The 16,346-nt window shown below is 62.0% G+C and carries 15 protein-coding genes; 8 read left to right on the forward strand and 7 right to left on the reverse strand.

The genetic code is table 11. The annotated features are described in order from the left end of the window. Window positions 1-54: 54 nt before the first annotated feature. Both Q6A48_RS00105 and Q6A48_RS00110 read left to right on the forward strand, forming a co-directional pair. Entirely contained in the window at window positions 55-1,110 is a 1,056-nt protein-coding gene (locus Q6A48_RS00105; RefSeq protein ID WP_304550930.1) for an RHS repeat-associated core domain-containing protein, read from the forward strand. Between the two features lie 149 nt (window positions 1,111-1,259). Further along, window positions 1,260-2,384, forward strand: coding sequence for a GNAT family N-acetyltransferase (locus Q6A48_RS00110; protein ID WP_304550932.1), 1,125 nt, complete (start codon window positions 1,260-1,262; stop codon window positions 2,382-2,384). A 256-nt stretch (window positions 2,385-2,640) separates the two neighbouring features. Here Q6A48_RS00110 and Q6A48_RS00115 read toward each other — a convergent pair whose 3' ends face one another. From Q6A48_RS00115 to Q6A48_RS00130, 4 genes are all read right to left on the reverse strand, one after another. Continuing rightward, complete coding sequence (locus Q6A48_RS00115) at window positions 2,641-4,473, reverse strand: ABC transporter ATP-binding protein (protein ID WP_304550933.1); 1,833 nt, start codon at window positions 4,471-4,473, stop codon at window positions 2,641-2,643. Window positions 4,474-4,558: 85 nt separating this feature from the next. Then, complete coding sequence (locus Q6A48_RS00120) at window positions 4,559-5,122, reverse strand: peptidylprolyl isomerase (protein ID WP_304550934.1); 564 nt, start codon at window positions 5,120-5,122, stop codon at window positions 4,559-4,561. A 4-nt stretch (window positions 5,123-5,126) separates the two neighbouring features. Then, a complete protein-coding gene (locus tag Q6A48_RS00125; RefSeq protein WP_304550936.1) occupies window positions 5,127-5,930 on the reverse strand; it encodes an alpha/beta fold hydrolase in 804 nt (267 codons plus the stop codon). 14 nt (window positions 5,931-5,944) lie between these two features. After that, a complete protein-coding gene (locus tag Q6A48_RS00130) occupies window positions 5,945-6,868 on the reverse strand; it encodes a PA3225 family LysR-type transcriptional regulator (RefSeq protein WP_304550938.1) in 924 nt (307 codons plus the stop codon). Window positions 6,869-6,918: 50 nt separating this feature from the next. Here Q6A48_RS00130 and Q6A48_RS00135 point away from each other — a divergent pair, with 50 nt between their 5' ends. From Q6A48_RS00135 to Q6A48_RS00145, 3 genes are all read left to right on the forward strand, one after another. After that, the gene (locus tag Q6A48_RS00135) at window positions 6,919-7,233 is read left to right on the forward strand and encodes a 3-phosphoglycerate kinase (RefSeq protein ID WP_304550939.1); all 315 of its coding nucleotides are present in this window, start codon (window positions 6,919-6,921) and stop codon (window positions 7,231-7,233) included. 150 nt (window positions 7,234-7,383) lie between these two features. Further along, window positions 7,384-7,983 (forward strand): FMN-dependent NADH-azoreductase, encoded by a 600-nt coding sequence (locus tag Q6A48_RS00140; protein WP_304550940.1) that lies wholly within the window; start codon window positions 7,384-7,386, stop codon window positions 7,981-7,983. 405 nt (window positions 7,984-8,388) lie between these two features. Beyond that, complete coding sequence (locus tag Q6A48_RS00145) at window positions 8,389-9,252, forward strand: carboxylate/amino acid/amine transporter (protein WP_304550942.1); 864 nt, start codon at window positions 8,389-8,391, stop codon at window positions 9,250-9,252. Here Q6A48_RS00145 and Q6A48_RS00150 read toward each other — a convergent pair. Beyond that, entirely contained in the window at window positions 9,215-10,132 is a 918-nt protein-coding gene (locus Q6A48_RS00150; protein ID WP_304550943.1) for a LysR family transcriptional regulator, read from the reverse strand. The two genes, Q6A48_RS00145 and Q6A48_RS00150, sit on opposite strands and share 38 nt — an antisense overlap. Window positions 10,133-10,289: 157 nt before the next feature. Between Q6A48_RS00150 and Q6A48_RS00155 the strand changes: the two genes are divergently transcribed. Further along, window positions 10,290-10,934: a hydrolase gene (locus tag Q6A48_RS00155; protein WP_304550945.1), complete on the forward strand. Its 645-nt coding sequence runs from the start codon at window positions 10,290-10,292 to the stop codon at window positions 10,932-10,934. 191 nt (window positions 10,935-11,125) lie between these two features. Here the strand turns inward: Q6A48_RS00155 and Q6A48_RS00160 are convergent, their stop codons facing one another. Continuing rightward, window positions 11,126-12,424, reverse strand: coding sequence for a mechanosensitive ion channel family protein (locus tag Q6A48_RS00160; protein ID WP_304550946.1), 1,299 nt, complete (start codon window positions 12,422-12,424; stop codon window positions 11,126-11,128). 192 nt (window positions 12,425-12,616) lie between these two features. Between Q6A48_RS00160 and Q6A48_RS00165 the strand changes: the two genes are divergently transcribed. Beyond that, window positions 12,617-13,963, forward strand: coding sequence for a DEAD/DEAH box helicase (locus Q6A48_RS00165; RefSeq protein ID WP_304550948.1), 1,347 nt, complete (start codon window positions 12,617-12,619; stop codon window positions 13,961-13,963). A gap of 189 nt (window positions 13,964-14,152) precedes the next feature. Here the strand turns inward: Q6A48_RS00165 and Q6A48_RS00170 are convergent, their stop codons facing one another. Next, the gene (locus Q6A48_RS00170; RefSeq protein ID WP_304550950.1) at window positions 14,153-14,425 is read right to left on the reverse strand and encodes a hypothetical protein; all 273 of its coding nucleotides are present in this window, start codon (window positions 14,423-14,425) and stop codon (window positions 14,153-14,155) included. Window positions 14,426-14,637: 212 nt separating this feature from the next. Here Q6A48_RS00170 and Q6A48_RS00175 point away from each other — a divergent pair, with 212 nt between their 5' ends. Next, entirely contained in the window at window positions 14,638-16,344 is a 1,707-nt protein-coding gene (locus Q6A48_RS00175) for a ShlB/FhaC/HecB family hemolysin secretion/activation protein (protein ID WP_304550952.1), read from the forward strand. Window positions 16,345-16,346: the final 2 nt, after the last annotated feature.

Here is a 16,346-nt window from a genome sequence, read left to right on the forward strand (position 1 = left end):
GCAACGAGACGCGCCGGGGGCACCCATGGCGGCGAACGGCTAACGGAGGACAGCATGGCAGGTTCAAACAAGACAGAGCAGCTTGCACCCGGCGAAACGCTGATCAGCTTCCACTACGATGGCCTGGATAGCTTGACCGGGCTCGGCCTACCCGGCGCCAAGGAAGGTCGGTTCTACCGAAACGATGAGTTGGTGAATGAAATCCAGGGGCCCGCCAGCCGCACGTTCGTCCGGGCAGAGGGCGTGGTGCTCGCCGAGCATCGGGCGGGAGGAGAAGCAACATCCCGTTTATTGGCCGGCGATGACAAGAACAGCGTGTTGTACGAACTCAGCCAGGGTGTTGCCGCGGGCGTGGCTTATTCCCCGTACGGTCATCGCATGGAAGGCGCGATGATCAACAGTCACCTGGGCTACAACGGCGAACGCCGCGAAGCGCACACCGGTTGGTACCTGTTGGGCAAGGGGTATCGCGCCTTCAATCCGTTGCTGATGAGATTTCACAGCCCGGACACTTTGAGCCCGTTTGGTGAAGGGGGGCTGAATGCGTATATGTATTGTGTGGGGGATCCGATTAATCATGTGGATCCGACGGGGCATAGTATTTTTGGATTTTTTTCACGTGGTTTCAGAGGACTAATCGGATCAAATAGACCTACCACTACAACTCCGGAGGGTCAGAATTTACCTGGGGTTCTGGGCCTCAATCCGCATAAAAAAAACAGGTCGACGAGTCTGCTCCCTATTAGGCGTAAAGATGTCCATCGTTTGATGGATAGGGCAGACCTGCAGTTGGAGCGTGCTTTGCAAGTTAAAGGCGATCCGAATAAGTATTCTGAGTATCTAATGCAATATGATAAAAATTTTGAAGCGTATAACTTTGCCAGGAGGAATTTGGGTGAGAGGTTGATAACTAAATATGGACGAGCGGCGGCTAAATACTCTTCGCAAGAATTGGCTAATTTGAAAAAAGCGCAAGCCAATAAAAATAAAGCTAAGTTTTTACAATGGCAAGCTGAACAACTTCAGGAAGAAAAAATTGCAGCTGCCGGGCGTTCCCGTGACAGAATCAGGAATTATTTGGGAGTCGATGGCATTAGTAAAACTTTCTAAGTTTACTCGTGGATGCCGGCGATGTCTGAGGGTTGTTATTCAAGCGGATTAATGATCAGTAGCAGTTGTCGAAAATTAGCGGTTCCTCGTCTCACTCGCTCCAGATCGGCGATACTCGCTCCACCGCCGTCCGGATGTCGAGGAACCGCATGCCGCTTCAAGTCTTGAATAGCCTGTCCGCCATCGCGTCTCAAGAGTGGGACGCGCTGGTGCCCGCCAATCAACCGTTCCTGCGCCACGCCTTCCTGAGTTCGTTGGAGGACAGCGCCAGCCTCGGCCCGCAATCCGGTTGGCAGCCCGAGCATTTGCTGCACATCGAAGACGGTTGTCTACTGGCGGCCATGCCCAGCTATCGCAAGTGGCATTCCTACGGTGAATACGTGTTCGACCACGGTTGGGCCGATGCCTGTGCCCGGGCCGGCATCGACTATTACCCCAAGTTGTTGACAGCGGTGCCGTTCAGCCCGGTCAGTGGGCCACGGCTGCTGGCGGCGCGGGTGGAGGATGGGCTGGCGTTGCTGGGCAGCGTGCCGGGGTATTTGGAGATCGAGGGCCTTTCCAGCGCCCATGTCAACTTTACCGACGCGTTCACCGACACGGCGCTGGGCGGGCAGGAGGGCTGGTTGCAGCGGATCGGCTGCCAGTATCACTGGCGCAATCGCGGTTATCGTGACTTCCAGGATTTTCTCGACGCGCTCAGCTCCCGCAAGCGCAAGCAGATGCGCAAGGAGCGCGAGCAAGTGGCGGGGCAGGGCATCGCGTTCGAATGGCTCGAGGGGCATCAACTGGACCAGGCGCAGTGGGATTTTGTCTACGCCTGCTACGCCAACACCTACGCGGTGCGTCGCCAGGCGCCGTACCTGACCCGGGCGTTCTTCAGTCTGCTGGCCGAACGCATGCCCGAGGCCATTCGCGTGGTCCTGGCCAAGCAAGGCGCACGGCCGGTGGCGATGGCATTCAGCCTGGTGGGGGGCGACAGTTTCTATGGACGTTACTGGGGCTGCCTGGCGGAGTTCGACCGCCTGCACTTCGAGACCTGTTTCTACCAAGGGATGGACTATGCGATTGCCCACGGCCTGCAACGCTTCGACGCCGGCGCCCAGGGCGAGCACAAACTGATTCGCGGGTTCGAACCGGTGATCACCCGCTCGTGGCATTACTTGCGGCACCCGGGGTTGAAGGCGGCGGTTGCCGACTTCCTCGCGCGCGAACACGAAGGGGTGCTGGCCTATGCCGAAGAAGCGAGGGCGGCGCTGCCTTATCGGCAGGGTTGATCAGGTTGGCTGGCCGCCCATGACTCACACCGCCGTTTGTGGCGAGGGGATTTATCCCCGTTGGGGCGCGCAGCGGCCCTGACATCAGGCACTGCGATTTTGGTCGTTGGAACTCGGTCGGTTTTTGGAGGGGGCTGCTGCGCAGCCCAGCGGGGATAAATCCCCTCGCCACAGGGTGAAGTGCTGCCTGTGCGGTCGGTATCCAGCTGTGGCGAGGCGTCTTATGGTCACACGCCCATCGTGGCGTGCCCCTGTTTCAGTCGATCCCTACAAAGCCACCCGTCTGGTGCTGCCACAGGCGCGCGTACAAGCCGCCGTGGGCCAGCAGTTCGGCGTGGCTGCCGGTCTCGGCGATGCGGCCGTTTTCCAGGACCACCAGCCGGTCCATCCGGGCGATGGTGGAGAGGCGGTGGGCGATGGCGATCACGGTCTTGCCTTGCATCAGGGTCTCGAGGCTTTCCTGGATCGCCGCCTCGACTTCCGAGTCCAGGGCGGACGTCGCTTCGTCCATGATCAGGATCGGCGCGTCCTTGAGCAGCACCCGGGCGATCGCGATGCGCTGGCGCTGGCCACCGGAGAGTTTCACCCCGCGCTCACCCACATGGGCATCGAAGCCGGTGCGACCCTCGGCGTCCGACAGCAGCGGGATGAACTCATCGGCGCGGGCCTTGTGCACGGCTTCCCAGAGCTGCGCGTCGGTGGCGTCGGGCTTGCCGTAGAGCAGGTTCTCGCGAATCGAGCGATGCAGCAGCGAGGTGTCCTGGGTGATCATGCCGATGCGCGAGCGCAGGCTTTCCTGGCTCACTTCGGCAATGTCCTGACCGTCGATGAGAATGCGCCCGCCCTGCACGTCGTAAAGGCGCAGCAGCAGGTTCACCAAGGTGGATTTACCCGCGCCGGACGGACCGATCAGGCCAATCTTCTCCCCTGGCCTGATGGTCAGGTTGAGGTCGCCGATCACACCGCTTTTCTTGCCGTAGTGGAAATCCACGTGCTCGAAACGCACCTCGCCCCGGGCCACGGCCAGGGGCCTGGCCTGGTCGCGGTCGGTGACGCTGACCGGCTGGGCGATGGTTTGCAGGCCGTCCTGGACCATGCCGATGTTTTCGAAGATGCCGTTGACCACCCACATGATCCAGCCGGACATGTTGACGATGCGGATCACCAGCCCGGTCGCCAGGGCGATCGCGCCAACGCTGATCAGCGATTGGGTCCATAGCCACAGCGCCAGGCCCGTGGTGCCGACGATCAGCAGGCCGTTCATGCTGGTGATGACCACGTCCATGCTGGTCACCACGCGGCCGGCCAGCTGGGCTTTTTCGGTCTGTTCCTGGATCGCTTCGCGGGCGTATTGCTGTTCGAAGTTGGTGTGGGCGAACAGCTTCAGGGTGGTGATGTTGGTGTAGCCGTCGACGATCCGGCCCATGAGCTTGGAACGGGCATCGGACGACACCACCGAGCGCTCCTTGACCCGCGGCACGAAGTAGCACAGGGCGCCGATGTAGGCGGCGATCCAGAGCAACAGCGGGATCATCAGGCGCCAGTCGGCTTCGGCGAACAGCACCAGCGAGCTGATGGCGTAGATCAGCACGTGCCACAACGCATCCACCGCCTGGACCGCCGAGTCGCGCAGGGAGTTGCCGGTCTGCATGATGCGCTGGGCGATGCGCCCGGCGAAGTCGTTCTGGAAGAAATTCAGGCTCTGCTTGAGCACGTAGCTGTGGTTCTGCCAGCGGATCAGGCTGGTCATGCCGGGGCTCAGGGTCTGGTGCACCAGCAGGTCATGCAAGGCCACGAAGATCGGCCGGAAAACCAGCGCCACCACGGCCATCCAGGCCAGCTCGAGGCCGTGGATCTTGAAGAAGTCGACGTTGGGCGTGCCCTGGGCCAGGTCGATGATGCGGCTCAGGTAGCTGAACAACGCCACTTCGATCAGGGCGCCGATCAGGCCCACCACCAGCAGCACGGCGAAGCTCGGCCAGACCTGCTTCAGGTAGTAGGTGTAGAAGGGGAGGACGCGGTCCGGCGGGGCCGAGGTGGGCGCGTCGCGGAAGATGTCGATCAGTTGTTCGAAACGGCGATAAACCATCGGTCAATGCCCTGGCAGGGGCTCTCCTTTTTTGCTGTGGGCGGCGCGGGATCGCCGTCGTCGCCCAGGCTTGCCATGTGCCTCTTCAGTCGATGCGCTTGGCCGACTTGATGATCACAGGGTCGATTGGCACGTTTTGCATGCCTTGCTTGGTGGTGGTCTGGGAATTGACGATGATGTCCACCACGTCCATGCCCTTGACCACTTTGGCGAACACCGCGTAGCCGGCATCACGACCCGGGTCGAGGAAGGCGTTGTCGGCGACGTTGATGAAGAATTGGCTGGTGGCCGAATCCGGGTTGGAGGTGCGGGCCATCGACAAGGTGCCGCGTACGTTATGCAGGCCATTGCTGGCTTCGTTCTCGATCGGCGCCTTGGTGTCTTTCTGCTGCATCTGTTGGGTGAAACCGCCGCCCTGGGCCATGAAGCCAGGGATCACGCGGTGGAAAATCGTGTTGTTGTAGAAACCGCTGTCCACGTACTCGAGGAAGTTCTTGGTACTGATGGGGGCCTTGACCGGGTCCAGTTCGATTTCGATCTGGCCATTGGTGGTGTCCAGCAGCACATGTGGCGCTTTGGTCGGCTGCGCGGCCATCAGGTTGGCGGCAAACAGTACGGTGCTGGCGGCGAGGGCGATTTTTTTCAGCATGGGGTCAATGATCCTGAGTGGTAGAGTCGGTTGCGGTCAAAAAGTCGAGCAGGGTCTGATTGAAGCGTTCGGGTTGATCCAGCGGGGTAGCGTGCCGTGAATCGGCGATGACCGCCAGTCGCGCATTCGGCAGCCGCTTCACATAGGCTTCTTTCAGCGCCACTGGGGTGTAGTCGTGGTCGGCGCAGATGACGAGGGTTGGACAGGCGATCCGCGGCAGTCGTTCCTGGACGCCCCACCCGACGATGGCGTCGAAGCTGGCGAGATAAGCACGTTTATCGTTCATTGCCCAGCGTCGAGCCATTTCCAGGCGTAACTCGGCCTGCTCGGGCTTGGGGAACAACTTGGCGCCCAGGGCCTTGCCAATGGTCTCCAGGCTGAGCAGGCGCATCAGGCTCCAGCGCTTGAACCATTGCCAGCCATCATCCGGCGTGCGGACCTTGACCTCGGGCGCGCTGTTGACGATGCACAGGCTCCTGACGAGGTCGGGTCGGTCCAGCGCCAGCTGGAAGCCGATCATGCCGCCCATGGACCAACCCACCAGGTGCACCGGGCCGAGGCCGAGGTGCTCCACCAGGGCGACCACGTCGGCGCTGAAGCTCGGGATGCTGTAGCGCTCGCGCGGCTTGTCGGAACGCCCGTGGCCACGTACATCGAGCACCACCAGGCGATAGCGGGCGGACAACACCGGGATCTGCCTTTCCCAGTCGCGGGTGCTGGAGCCCAGGCCATGGACCAGCAGCAAGGGCGTGCCGTGGCCGTATTCCTCGTAGTGCAGGTTGCAACCTTGGTGTTCGAAATAGGCCACGGGTGAAATCCTTGTCAGGCTTGTTCGGGGGCGGCGAACGGCGCATCCAGCGGCGCGGTGTCGAAGGTGCGCAGCAGTTCGACGAGGATCTGCGTCGCCGGGCCCAGGGGTTTTTCCTTGTTCGAATACAGGTAGAAACTCGGGTTGCGGCTGCCCCCCTGGTCCAAGGGAAGACGTTTGAGCGTGCCTTCCTTGAGTTCGCGCTCGATCATGTGCCGGGGCAACCAGGCGAAGCCCAGGCCGCTGCCGACGAACGTGGCGGCGGTGGCGAGGCTGCCGACGGTCCAGCGCTGCTCGGCGCCGAGCCAGCCGACGTCCCGCGGTTGCTGGCGTCCGGAGTCGCGGATCACCACTTGCAGCTGGCTCTCCAGGTCCTGGAAGCTCAGTTCGCGGTTGAGCCGGTGCAGGGCATGTTCAGGGTGGGCCACCGCGACGAACTCCACGTCGCTCAACTCCGCGCCGAGGTAGCCGGGAATGCTGAAGCTGCTGATCGCCAGGTCGGCCACGCCTTCGAGCAGCACTTCCTCGACCCCCGACAGCACCTCTTCGCGCAACCGGACCCGGCAGCCGCGGCTTTGCGGCATGAACGCCGTCAACGCCCGCACCAGGCGCGCCGAGGGGTAGGCCGCGTCGACCACCAGCCGCACTTCGGCTTCCCAGCCCTGCTCCATGTGGTGGGCCAGGTCTTCCAGTTGGCTCGCCTGTTTCACCAGTTGCCGCGAACGACGCAGCAACACGCCGCCGGCCTCGGTCAGCACGGCTTTGCGCCCGTCGATTCGCAGCAGCGGTACGCCGAGTTGATCCTGCATGCGGGCCACGGTGTAGCTGACCGATGACTGGGAGCGATGCAACACCTCAGCGGCCTGGGCGAAACCGCCGTGGTCCACCACGGCCTGCAACGTTCGCCATTGATCGAGGGTCACGCGGGGCGCTTTCATATTGAGCTCCTCTTGTCCTAAGCTGGCGATCCCTGGGTGGAGACTGCCGAATGAAAAAAATCTGTTGTGTGGTGCTGGCCTTGCTGCCGCTGACCGCGTTTGCGTACCCGATCGATGTGGAGAAGCACCTCAACGGCCTGAGCATCGACTACAACGCCTACGACACCGATGCCGACATCGGCTCGATCCAGGTCAACAACTACGGCAACGTCGACGCGGCCTGCACCGTGGTGTTCCGTAACGGCCCCGAAGCGCCGCGCACCCGCAAGCTCGACGTCGCCGCCGGCAAGTTCAAGAACGCCACGGCCAAGTTCAATCGCAACATCATCAAGCTGCGCATCGTGCTCACCTGCCAGCCGAAATAGCCGATGGCGGAGCAGGGCCCAAGTGCGTGCTCCGCTTATAAACGAATTTATCGATGCTATATAGCAGTTATTTGCGCTTTTTCATCGATATGCTCATGTTTAATCTTCACTCCATCGACTGACAACATTCTCAGATGGAGCCTACAACCCATGTCCCGCGTCCTGATCATCGAAAGCAGTGCCCGCCAGCAAGACTCGGTTTCCCGTCAACTGACCCAGACGTTCATCAACCAGTGGAAAGCCGCGCACCCGGTCGATGAAATCAAGGTCCGCGACCTGGCCGTCAACCCGGTGCCGCACCTTGACGCCAACCTGCTGGGTGGCTGGATGAAGCCCGCCGAACAGCGCAACGACAGCGAGAACGCTTCGCTGGAGCGTTCGGATCAATTGACCGATGAGCTGCTGGCCGCCGATGTGCTGGTGATGGCGGCACCGATGTATAACTTTACGATTCCGAGCACCTTGAAAGCCTGGCTCGACCATGTGCTGCGGGCCGGCGTGACATTCAAGTACACCCCCACCGGCCCACAAGGCCTGCTGGCCGGCAAACGCGCCTTCGTCCTGACCGCCCGCGGCGGCATCCACGCCGGCGGCAGCACGGACCACCAGGAACCCTACCTGCGCCAGGTCATGGGTTTCATCGGCATCCACGACGTGACCTTCATCCACGCCGAAGGCCTGAACCTGGGGGGCGACTTCCAGGAGAAGGGGCTGAACCAGGCCAAAGCCCAGCTGTCCCAGGTCGCCTGATCCGTTAATCCTCGGGTAATCGCCAGGTGGTCTAGTGACCTGGCGCTTCCCTTCAAACCGTTTTGCGCATCGAACCTCCCTTTGCACTTGTTGCTCCTGAGTGCAGTAGCCCGATTGAACGCTTTAGCGAGATCGGGCTTTTTTTTGCCTGTGATTTTCGTGTGTGCGAGCTTGCTCGCGATAGTGGTGGGTCAGTTGGTAGATGGGCTGGCTGGGCTGACGCCATCGCGAGCAAGCTCGCTCCCACCAGGATCGGGGCCAGACCCCAAACCTGCGTCATCACCACAATCCCTGTGGGAGCGAGCTTGCTCGCGATAGCGGTGGGTCAGTTTGCAGATGTGTTGGCTGGGCTGACGCCATTGCGCAAAACCGCTATCTTCGCCGCCATTCGACATGAGGGGCGGTATGGGCTATCTACTTTTTGTGACGCTGATCCAGGCGTTTTCCTTCAGCCTGATCGGCGAATACCTGGCCGGGCACGTGGACAGTTATTTCGCGGTGCTGGTGCGGGTGTTGCTGGCGGGGCTGGTGTTCATTCCGTTGACGCGCTGGCGCCAGGTCGAGCCGTCGTTCATGCGTGGCATGCTGGTGATCGGGGCCTTGCAGTTCGGCGTGACCTACGTCTGCCTGTACCTGAGCTTCCGGGTGCTGACGGTACCTGAGGTGCTGCTGTTCACCATCCTGACGCCGCTGCACGTGACCTTGATCGAAGACGCGCTGAACCGCCGCTTCAACCCCTGGGCGCTGATCGCGGCGCTGGTGGCCGTGGCCGGCGCGGCGGTGATTCGCTACGACCGGATCAACCCGGATTTCTTCATGGGTTTCCTGCTGCTGCAACTGGCCAACTTCACCTACGCGGCCGGGCAGGTGCTGTACAAGCACCTGGTGGCGCGTCATCCCAGCGACCTGCCGCACTACCGGCGGTTCGGCTACTTCTACCTCGGCGCACTGGCGGTGGCGTTGCCGGCGTTCCTGCTGTTCGGCAAGGCCGACTTCTGGCCCGAAGCGCCGCTGCAATGGGGCGTGTTGCTGTTCCTCGGCCTGGTGTCCACCGCGTTGGGCCTGTACTGGTGGAACAAAGGGGGCTGCCTGGTCAACGGCGGCACGCTGGCGGTGATGAACAACCTGCACGTGCCGGTGGGGCTGTTGCTGAACCTGCTGATCTGGAACCAGCACGAGGAACTGGGCCGGTTGCTGCTGGGCGGCGCTGTCATCCTGGTAGCGGTGTGGATCAGTAGCCTGGGCCTGCGCCGGGCGCCGGTGGTCTAGTCGCCAACTGCTCCACCAGGAACTCGACGAAGGCCCGGGTCTTCTGCGGCAGGCGCCGGGCCGACGAATACACCGCGTTGATGCTGATCGCCGGCGCCTGCCACTCGCACAGCACCGGCACCAGCCGCCCGGCGGCCAGGGCGTCCTCGACGATGAAGTCCGGCAACAGCGCAATGCCCATGCCGGCCTCGGCGGCCTGGGCCAGCAAGTCGCCGTTGTTGACGTGCAACGGGCCGGTGACGTTGACCCGTTGCGTCTCCTTGCCATTGCACAGTTGCAGGCTCACGCCACTTTGCAGGTAGCCGTAGTTGAGGCACTGGTGGGTGCGCAGGTCCTGGGGAACCTGCGGCACGCCCGCCCGCGCCAGGTACGCGGGGGCCGCCACCATGATTCGCGGTGCCGGCGCCAGTTGCCGGGCGATCATGGTCGAGTCGGGCATGCTGGCAATGCGGATGGTGACGTCGAAGCCGCCGCGCACTGGGTCGACCTGCTGGTCGCTGAGCACCACTTGCAGTTCGATGTTCGGGTGCCGTTCATGGAACAGCGGGATCAGCTTGCCCAGCCGTCGCAGGCCGAACGACATCGGCGCATTGACCCGCAACACCCCCCGCAACTCACCGATCCCGTCCCGGGCCCGCTGCTCGGCTTCGTCCAGGGCGGCCAGCACCTCCCGCGCCGCTTCGAAATACTCCGCCCCGGCCTCGGTGAGATGCAGGCTGCGGGTGGTGCGCTGCAACAATTGCACACCGATCGCTTCCTCCAGCGCCTGGATCTGCTTGCTGACTTTCGACCTCGGTACGTCCATGGCCCGTGCGGCGGCGGCGAAGCCGTTCTCGCCGACCGTGACGACGAACGCGCGCATGCATTCGATGCGATCCATGACTGTCCCTTATTTGGAATCAATGATTCTCGATTTTAGGTAATTGTCCCTAAAGGTGCCAGCCCCTAAAGTAGCACCCATGCCGACGACAACACTGACGAAGGCCACGAAGACTTACCTAACTCATTGAATTAACGACATTAAAAAGGAACACGTCATGTCTATCCGCGAACTGCTGAACCCAACCAACTCCGCGCTGATCCTGATCGACCACCAGCCACAAATGGCCTTCGGCGTGCAGTCGATCGACCGCCAGACCCTGAAGAACAACACCGTCGGCCTGGCCAAGGCGGCGAAGATCTTCAACGTGCCGACGATCTACACCTCGGTCGAAACCGAGAGCTTCAGCGGCTATATCTGGCCTGAGTTGCTGGCGGTCCACCCGGACCAGAAACCGATCGAGCGCACCTCGATGAACTCCTGGGAAGACAAGGCGCTGGTGGACGCGGTCAAGGCCACCGGGCGCAAGAAACTGGTCATCGCGGCGCTGTGGACCGAGGTTTGCCTGACCTTCCCGGCACTGGAAGCACTGGCCGAAGGCTACGAGGTGTACATCGTCACCGATGCTTCCGGCGGCACCAGCAAAGAAGCCCACGACATGTCGGTACAGCGGATGATTCAGGCAGGCGCGGTGCCGGTGACCTGGCAACAAGTGCTGCTGGAATACCAGCGCGACTGGGCACACAAGGACACCTACGAGGCGGTCATGGAGCTGGTACTGGAACACAGCGGCGCCTACGGCATGGGCGTGGACTACGCCTACACCATGGTGCACAAGGCGCCGCAACGCCAGGTCAAGTAACCCGGCGGCGGGACACAACCCTGGTGGGAGTCGAGCGTGCTCGTCCCCGCCGGGGTTTTCCTGTTTTCGGCTCGCGTATCTCTTCTGTGGGAGCGAGCTTGCTCGCGATAGCGGTGTGTCAGAAACATAGATGCCGACTGATACTCCGCTATCGCGAGCAAGCTCGCTCCCACAGGGGAATGGGGTTGGCTTTAGACCAGCTGCTTCTGCGGCTCCGGCAGATGACTCGCCCCCAGCACCGCCGGCAGCAAGCCCGAGCGCAAGTCCGTGCCGCTGGGCTGCTGGTACAGGTTCAACCCGAACTCCGGCATCACCGCCAGCAGGTAATCGAAGATGTCCCCCTGGATACGTTCATAGTCGGCCCACACGGTGGTGCGGGTGAAGCAGTAGATTTCCAACGGGATGCCCTGGGCCGTGGTCTGCAACTGGCGGACCATGCAGGTCATGTTCGGCTGGATCTCGGCGTGGCTTTTCAGGTACGCCAGGGCATAGGCGCGGAACGTGCCCAGGTTGGTCATGCGCCGACGGTTCGCCGACATCGCCGCGACATTGCCCTGGGCTTCGTTCCAGGCCTTGAGTTCGGCCTGCTTGCGGCTGATGTAGTCGGTCAGCAGGCGAACCTGGGTCAGGCGCTGTTCTTCCTCGTCATGCAGGAAGCGCACGCCGCTGGCGTCGATGAACAGGCTGCGCTTGATCCGCCGCCCGCCGGATTGCTGCATGCCGCGCCAGTTCTTGAACGACTCGGACATCAGGCGCCAAGTGGGGATCGAGACGATGGTCTTGTCGAAGTTCTGCACTTTGACCGTATGCAAGGTGATGTCCACCACGTCACCGTCGGCGCCGACCTGGGGCATCTCGATCCAGTCGCCGACCCGCAGCATGTCGTTGCTGGTCAGTTGCACGCTGGCGACGAACGACAGCAAGGTGTCCTTGTAGACCAACAGGATCACCGCCGACATCGCACCCAGGCCCGATAGCAGCAACAGTGGCGAGCGGTCGATCAGGGTGGCGACGATGATGATCGCGGCGAATACATACAGCACCATCTTCGTCAGTTGCACGTAGCCTTTGATCGAGCGGGTGCGCGCGTGCTCGGTGCGGGCGTAGACATCCAGCAGGGCGCTGAGCAACGCACTGAGGGCCAGCACCATGAACAGGATGGTGAAGGCCGTGGCGACATTGCCGAGGAACACCAGGCTGGCCTTGCTCAATTCCGGCACCAGGTGCAGGCCGAACTGGATGATCAGCGACGGCGTCGTCTGCGCCAGGCGATGGAAGACCTTGTTCTGGCGCAGGTCGTTGACCCAGTGCAGGGCCGGCTGGCGCCCCAGCAGCTTGGCCGCGTGCAGGACCAGGTAACGGGCCACGCGCCCGAGCACCAGCGCAATCACCAGCAGCAACACCAGGCCGAGGCCGGAATGCAGGAGCGGGTGCTGGTCCAGGGCACCCCAGAGGTCTTGAAGGTGGACCCAGAGTTGTTTGATATCCATGAACGAAACGGTTCTTCTATAAAGACGCAATGGCGCGATTAGAGCATTTAAGGCGGTCCAGGTAACCGTTGCGGGAGGAACCGGCGAAAAAAAACCGCTTATTGTCGGCGTTTGCACAAAGAAACTCGGCCTTCGCGCTCGAAACCGTTACCCTATGCAGCTGTTTTTTTGCATTTCTTCGAGGTAGCACCCGTGTTTTCCGAATTCGCCCTGCACGAACGCCTGCTCAAAGCCGTGGCCGAGCTTAAATTTGTCGAGCCAACGCCCGTGCAGGCAGCGGCTATCCCGCTCGCGCTCCAAGGGCGTGACCTGCGGGTGACGGCGCAGACCGGCAGCGGCAAGACCGCCGCGTTCGTGCTGCCGATTCTCAACCGCCTGATCGGCCCGGCCAAGGTCCGCGTCAGCATCAAGACCCTGATCCTGCTGCCGACCCGTGAACTGGCCCAGCAGACCCTGAAGGAAGTGGAACGCTTCTCGCAATTCACCTTCATCAAGTCCGGCCTGATCACCGGCGGCGAAGACTTCAAGGTCCAGGCCGCCATGCTGCGCAAGGTGCCGGACATCCTGATCGGCACCCCGGGGCGAATGATCGAGCAACTGAACGCCGGCAACCTTGACCTCAAGGAAGTCGAAGTGCTGGTGCTGGACGAAGCCGACCGCATGCTGGACATGGGCTTTGCCGAAGACGTGCAACGCCTGGTGGACGAATGCGCCAATCGCCAGCAGACCATGCTGTTCTCCGCCACCACGGGCGGCTCGGGCCTGCGCGAGATGGTCGCCAAGGTGCTGAATAACCCGGAGCATTTGCAGCTCAACGCGGTCAGCCAGCTGAATTCCACCACTCGCCAGCAGATCATCACCGCCGACCACAACCAGCACAAAGAACAGATCGTGAACTGGTTGTTGGCCAACGAAACCTACGAAAAAGCCATTGTGTTCACCAACACCCGGGCCATGGCCGACCGCATCTACGGTCGCCTGGTGGCCCAGGAGTACAAGGCGTTCGTGCTGCACGGCGAGAAAGACCAGAAGGACCGCAAGCTGGCCATCGACCGTCTCAAGCAGGGCGGCGTGAAGATCCTCGTCGCCACCGATGTCGCCGCCCGCGGCCTGGACGTGGACGGCCTGGACATGGTCATCAACTTCGACATGCCGCGCAGCGGCGACGAATACGTTCACCGCATCGGCCGCACCGGCCGTGCCGGCAACGATGGCCTGGCGATCTCGCTGATCTGCCACGGCGACTGGAACCTGATGTCGAGCATCGAGCGCTACCTCAAGCAGAGCTTCGAGCGCCGCACCATCAAGGAAGTCAAGGGCACCTACAGCGGTCCGAAAAAGGTCAAGGCCTCGGGCAAGGCCGTGGGCGTGAAGAAGAAAAAGGTCGACGGCAAGGGCGACAAGAAGAAAACCGCCGCCAAGTCCCCGACCAAGCGCAAGACCGCCAACCGCCCGAAAGCCGACGCGCCGTCGCTGGTCAGCAAGGACGGCATGGCCCCGCTCAAGCGCCGCAAGCCGGAGGCACCGGCCGCGGAGTGAATGGGCAGTAGCGCCGCATAAAAAAACCGGACCTTGGGTCCGGTTTTTTTATGGGGGATTTGTGGGAGCAAAGCTTGCTCGCGACACAGACGCCTCGATTTCTGAAAACCGCATCGCTTTCATCGCGGGCAAGCCTTGCTCCCACAAATCCCCTCGCCACAAAAGCGGGTGGTGCTCGGTTTTGGCTGATTACCCGGCTTTCTTTTCCGCGTTCTTCAACTCTTCCAAGCGCTTATCAATCAACTGGCACTTGTCCGGCAGGTCCTTGCTGGCGGTCTCCAGGTCCATGGCCTGCAGCTCATCATTGATTTCCTTGGCCTTGGCCGGGTTCTGCTGGGTGAGCTTGGTCACTTCCTGGGCCAGTTGTTCGCGCTTGGCCGTGGCTTCCTCGGGCGTGCAGGCCCAGGCGGGCAGGGCGCAGGCGAGGGTGGCGGCGAGGGTGAATTTCAGGAGGGTCTTCATGGGGCGGGCCTCGTATTCCTTGTTGGGCGGGTAAGGGGTTGAGGTCGATCTGGGGATGAAAGTTCACTGATGGAGGCTCAAACCCGTGCCGTCAGGTTGGCGATCAACGGTTCGAAATTTTTTCGGTCCTGGAGGAATAGTTAATTGACGCCAAAATGATGGCTCTCTAATATCGCGCCACTATTTTGATGTCACTTTTCGAGGGATCGAACATGTCCTCACCCGCCCATTGGGCGAGGTTGTGCCTGGCTTTGCTGTGCCTTTCTCCGCTGACCGACGCTAACGCCGCCCCCACGCCCGGTGAAACCGACCTGATCCGTGAGCGCCAGAACCGCCTGCTTGAGGAGCAGCAGCGTCGGCTGGAAGAGCTCAAGGACCTGCCGGGCCAGGAAGCGAAACCGGCCCAGCCGACAGCGCCTGCCGACACCCGTTGTTTCCCCATCAAGACCGTCGAACTCAAGGGCGCCGACAGCCTTTCCGCCAGCGAGCGTGAACGTCTGCTCAAGCCCTACATCGGTCAATGCCTGGGCGTGCCCCAGCTCAACGAACTGCTCAAGGTCATCACCGACTACTATATCGAGAAAGGCCTCGTCACCAGCCGTGCCTACCTGCCGCAGCAGGATCTGTCGGGCGGGCACTTGAGCGTGCTGGTGGTGGAAGGGCGGCTCGAAAGCCTGAAAGGCGCCGAGGACAGCCGGCTGTCGGAGCGTGAACTGGCGATGGCGTTTCCGGGAAAAAGCGGCGACTTGGTCAACCTGCGCGAGATCGAGCAGATGGTCGACCAGCTCAATCGCCTGCCGTCGAACCAGGCAAAAATGGAACTGACCCCCGGCCAGAACGTCGGCGGCAGTGAAGTGCGCGTCACCAATGACCCGCAGAAACCCTGGCGTGCCGGCCTGTCGCGCAGCAACGACGGCCAGCGCAGCACCGGCGAGCAGCAGTGGGGCAGCAGCTTTGAATGGGACAGCCCGCTGGGGCTGGCCGACCAATTGATGTTGCGCGGTGGCCACGACGCCATGACCGACCACCAGCACACTTCCAACAACGCGATGCTTTATTACAACCTGCCGTTTGGCTGGTGGAACGTCAGCTACACCTACAGCCAGAGCGAATACCGCTCGCAGATCGCGGCCAATGGCTTCAACTTCAAGCAGACCGGCGACAGCCAGAACCACCAGTTGCGCGTCGAGCGCGTGATCCATCGCGATGCGCTGAGCAAGACGTCACTCAACACCGGCCTGGCCTACCTGCGCAGCAACAACTTCATCGAGGACAGCAAGCTCGCGGTCAGCAGCAATCGCCTGAGCGAAGCGCAGTTCGGTATCAACCACGGCCGTCGGATCGGCAGTGCCTTCGTCAACCTGGACCTGGGCATGCAGCAGGGCATCGGCGCCTTCGATGCCCAGGACAACAACAGCCCGGGTCCCGGCCAGGCCGACGCTCGCTATCGCAAATACACCGCCACCGCCAGCTACCTGATGCCGTTCAAGCTGTGGGACGAGTCGTTCAGTTTCAGCAGCCTGATGACCGGCCAACGCAGCGAAGACGTGCTGTTCAGCCCGCAGCGCATGAGCCTGGGCGGGCAGTCGTCGATTCGTGGCTACAAGGACCAGTCGTTGTCCGGTGACAGCGGTGGCTACTGGCGCAACGACCTGCGCTGGAGCCGCCCCGTCTCACAGGCCTGGTTGCGCCCGGTGTTCGCCGAATACGGCGCCAGCCTCGGTTATGACCAGGGCGTGATCCGCGGCGATCGCTATAACGGTGACCAGCACGGGCGCATGTCGAGCAACTCGGTGGAGATGTTCGCCCGCGGGCAGCACCTCACCGCCAGCGTCACCTTCGCCCATTCCCTTGAACGGCCGGATCCCCTGACCGAGCGCGAAGCGCCGATCTATTTCCGCCTGGATGTACTTCTTTAATT

The sequence above is a fragment of the Pseudomonas citrullilanati genome, from assembly GCF_030580855.1.
GTDB classification, from domain to species: domain Bacteria; phylum Pseudomonadota; class Gammaproteobacteria; order Pseudomonadales; family Pseudomonadaceae; genus Aquipseudomonas; species Aquipseudomonas citrulli.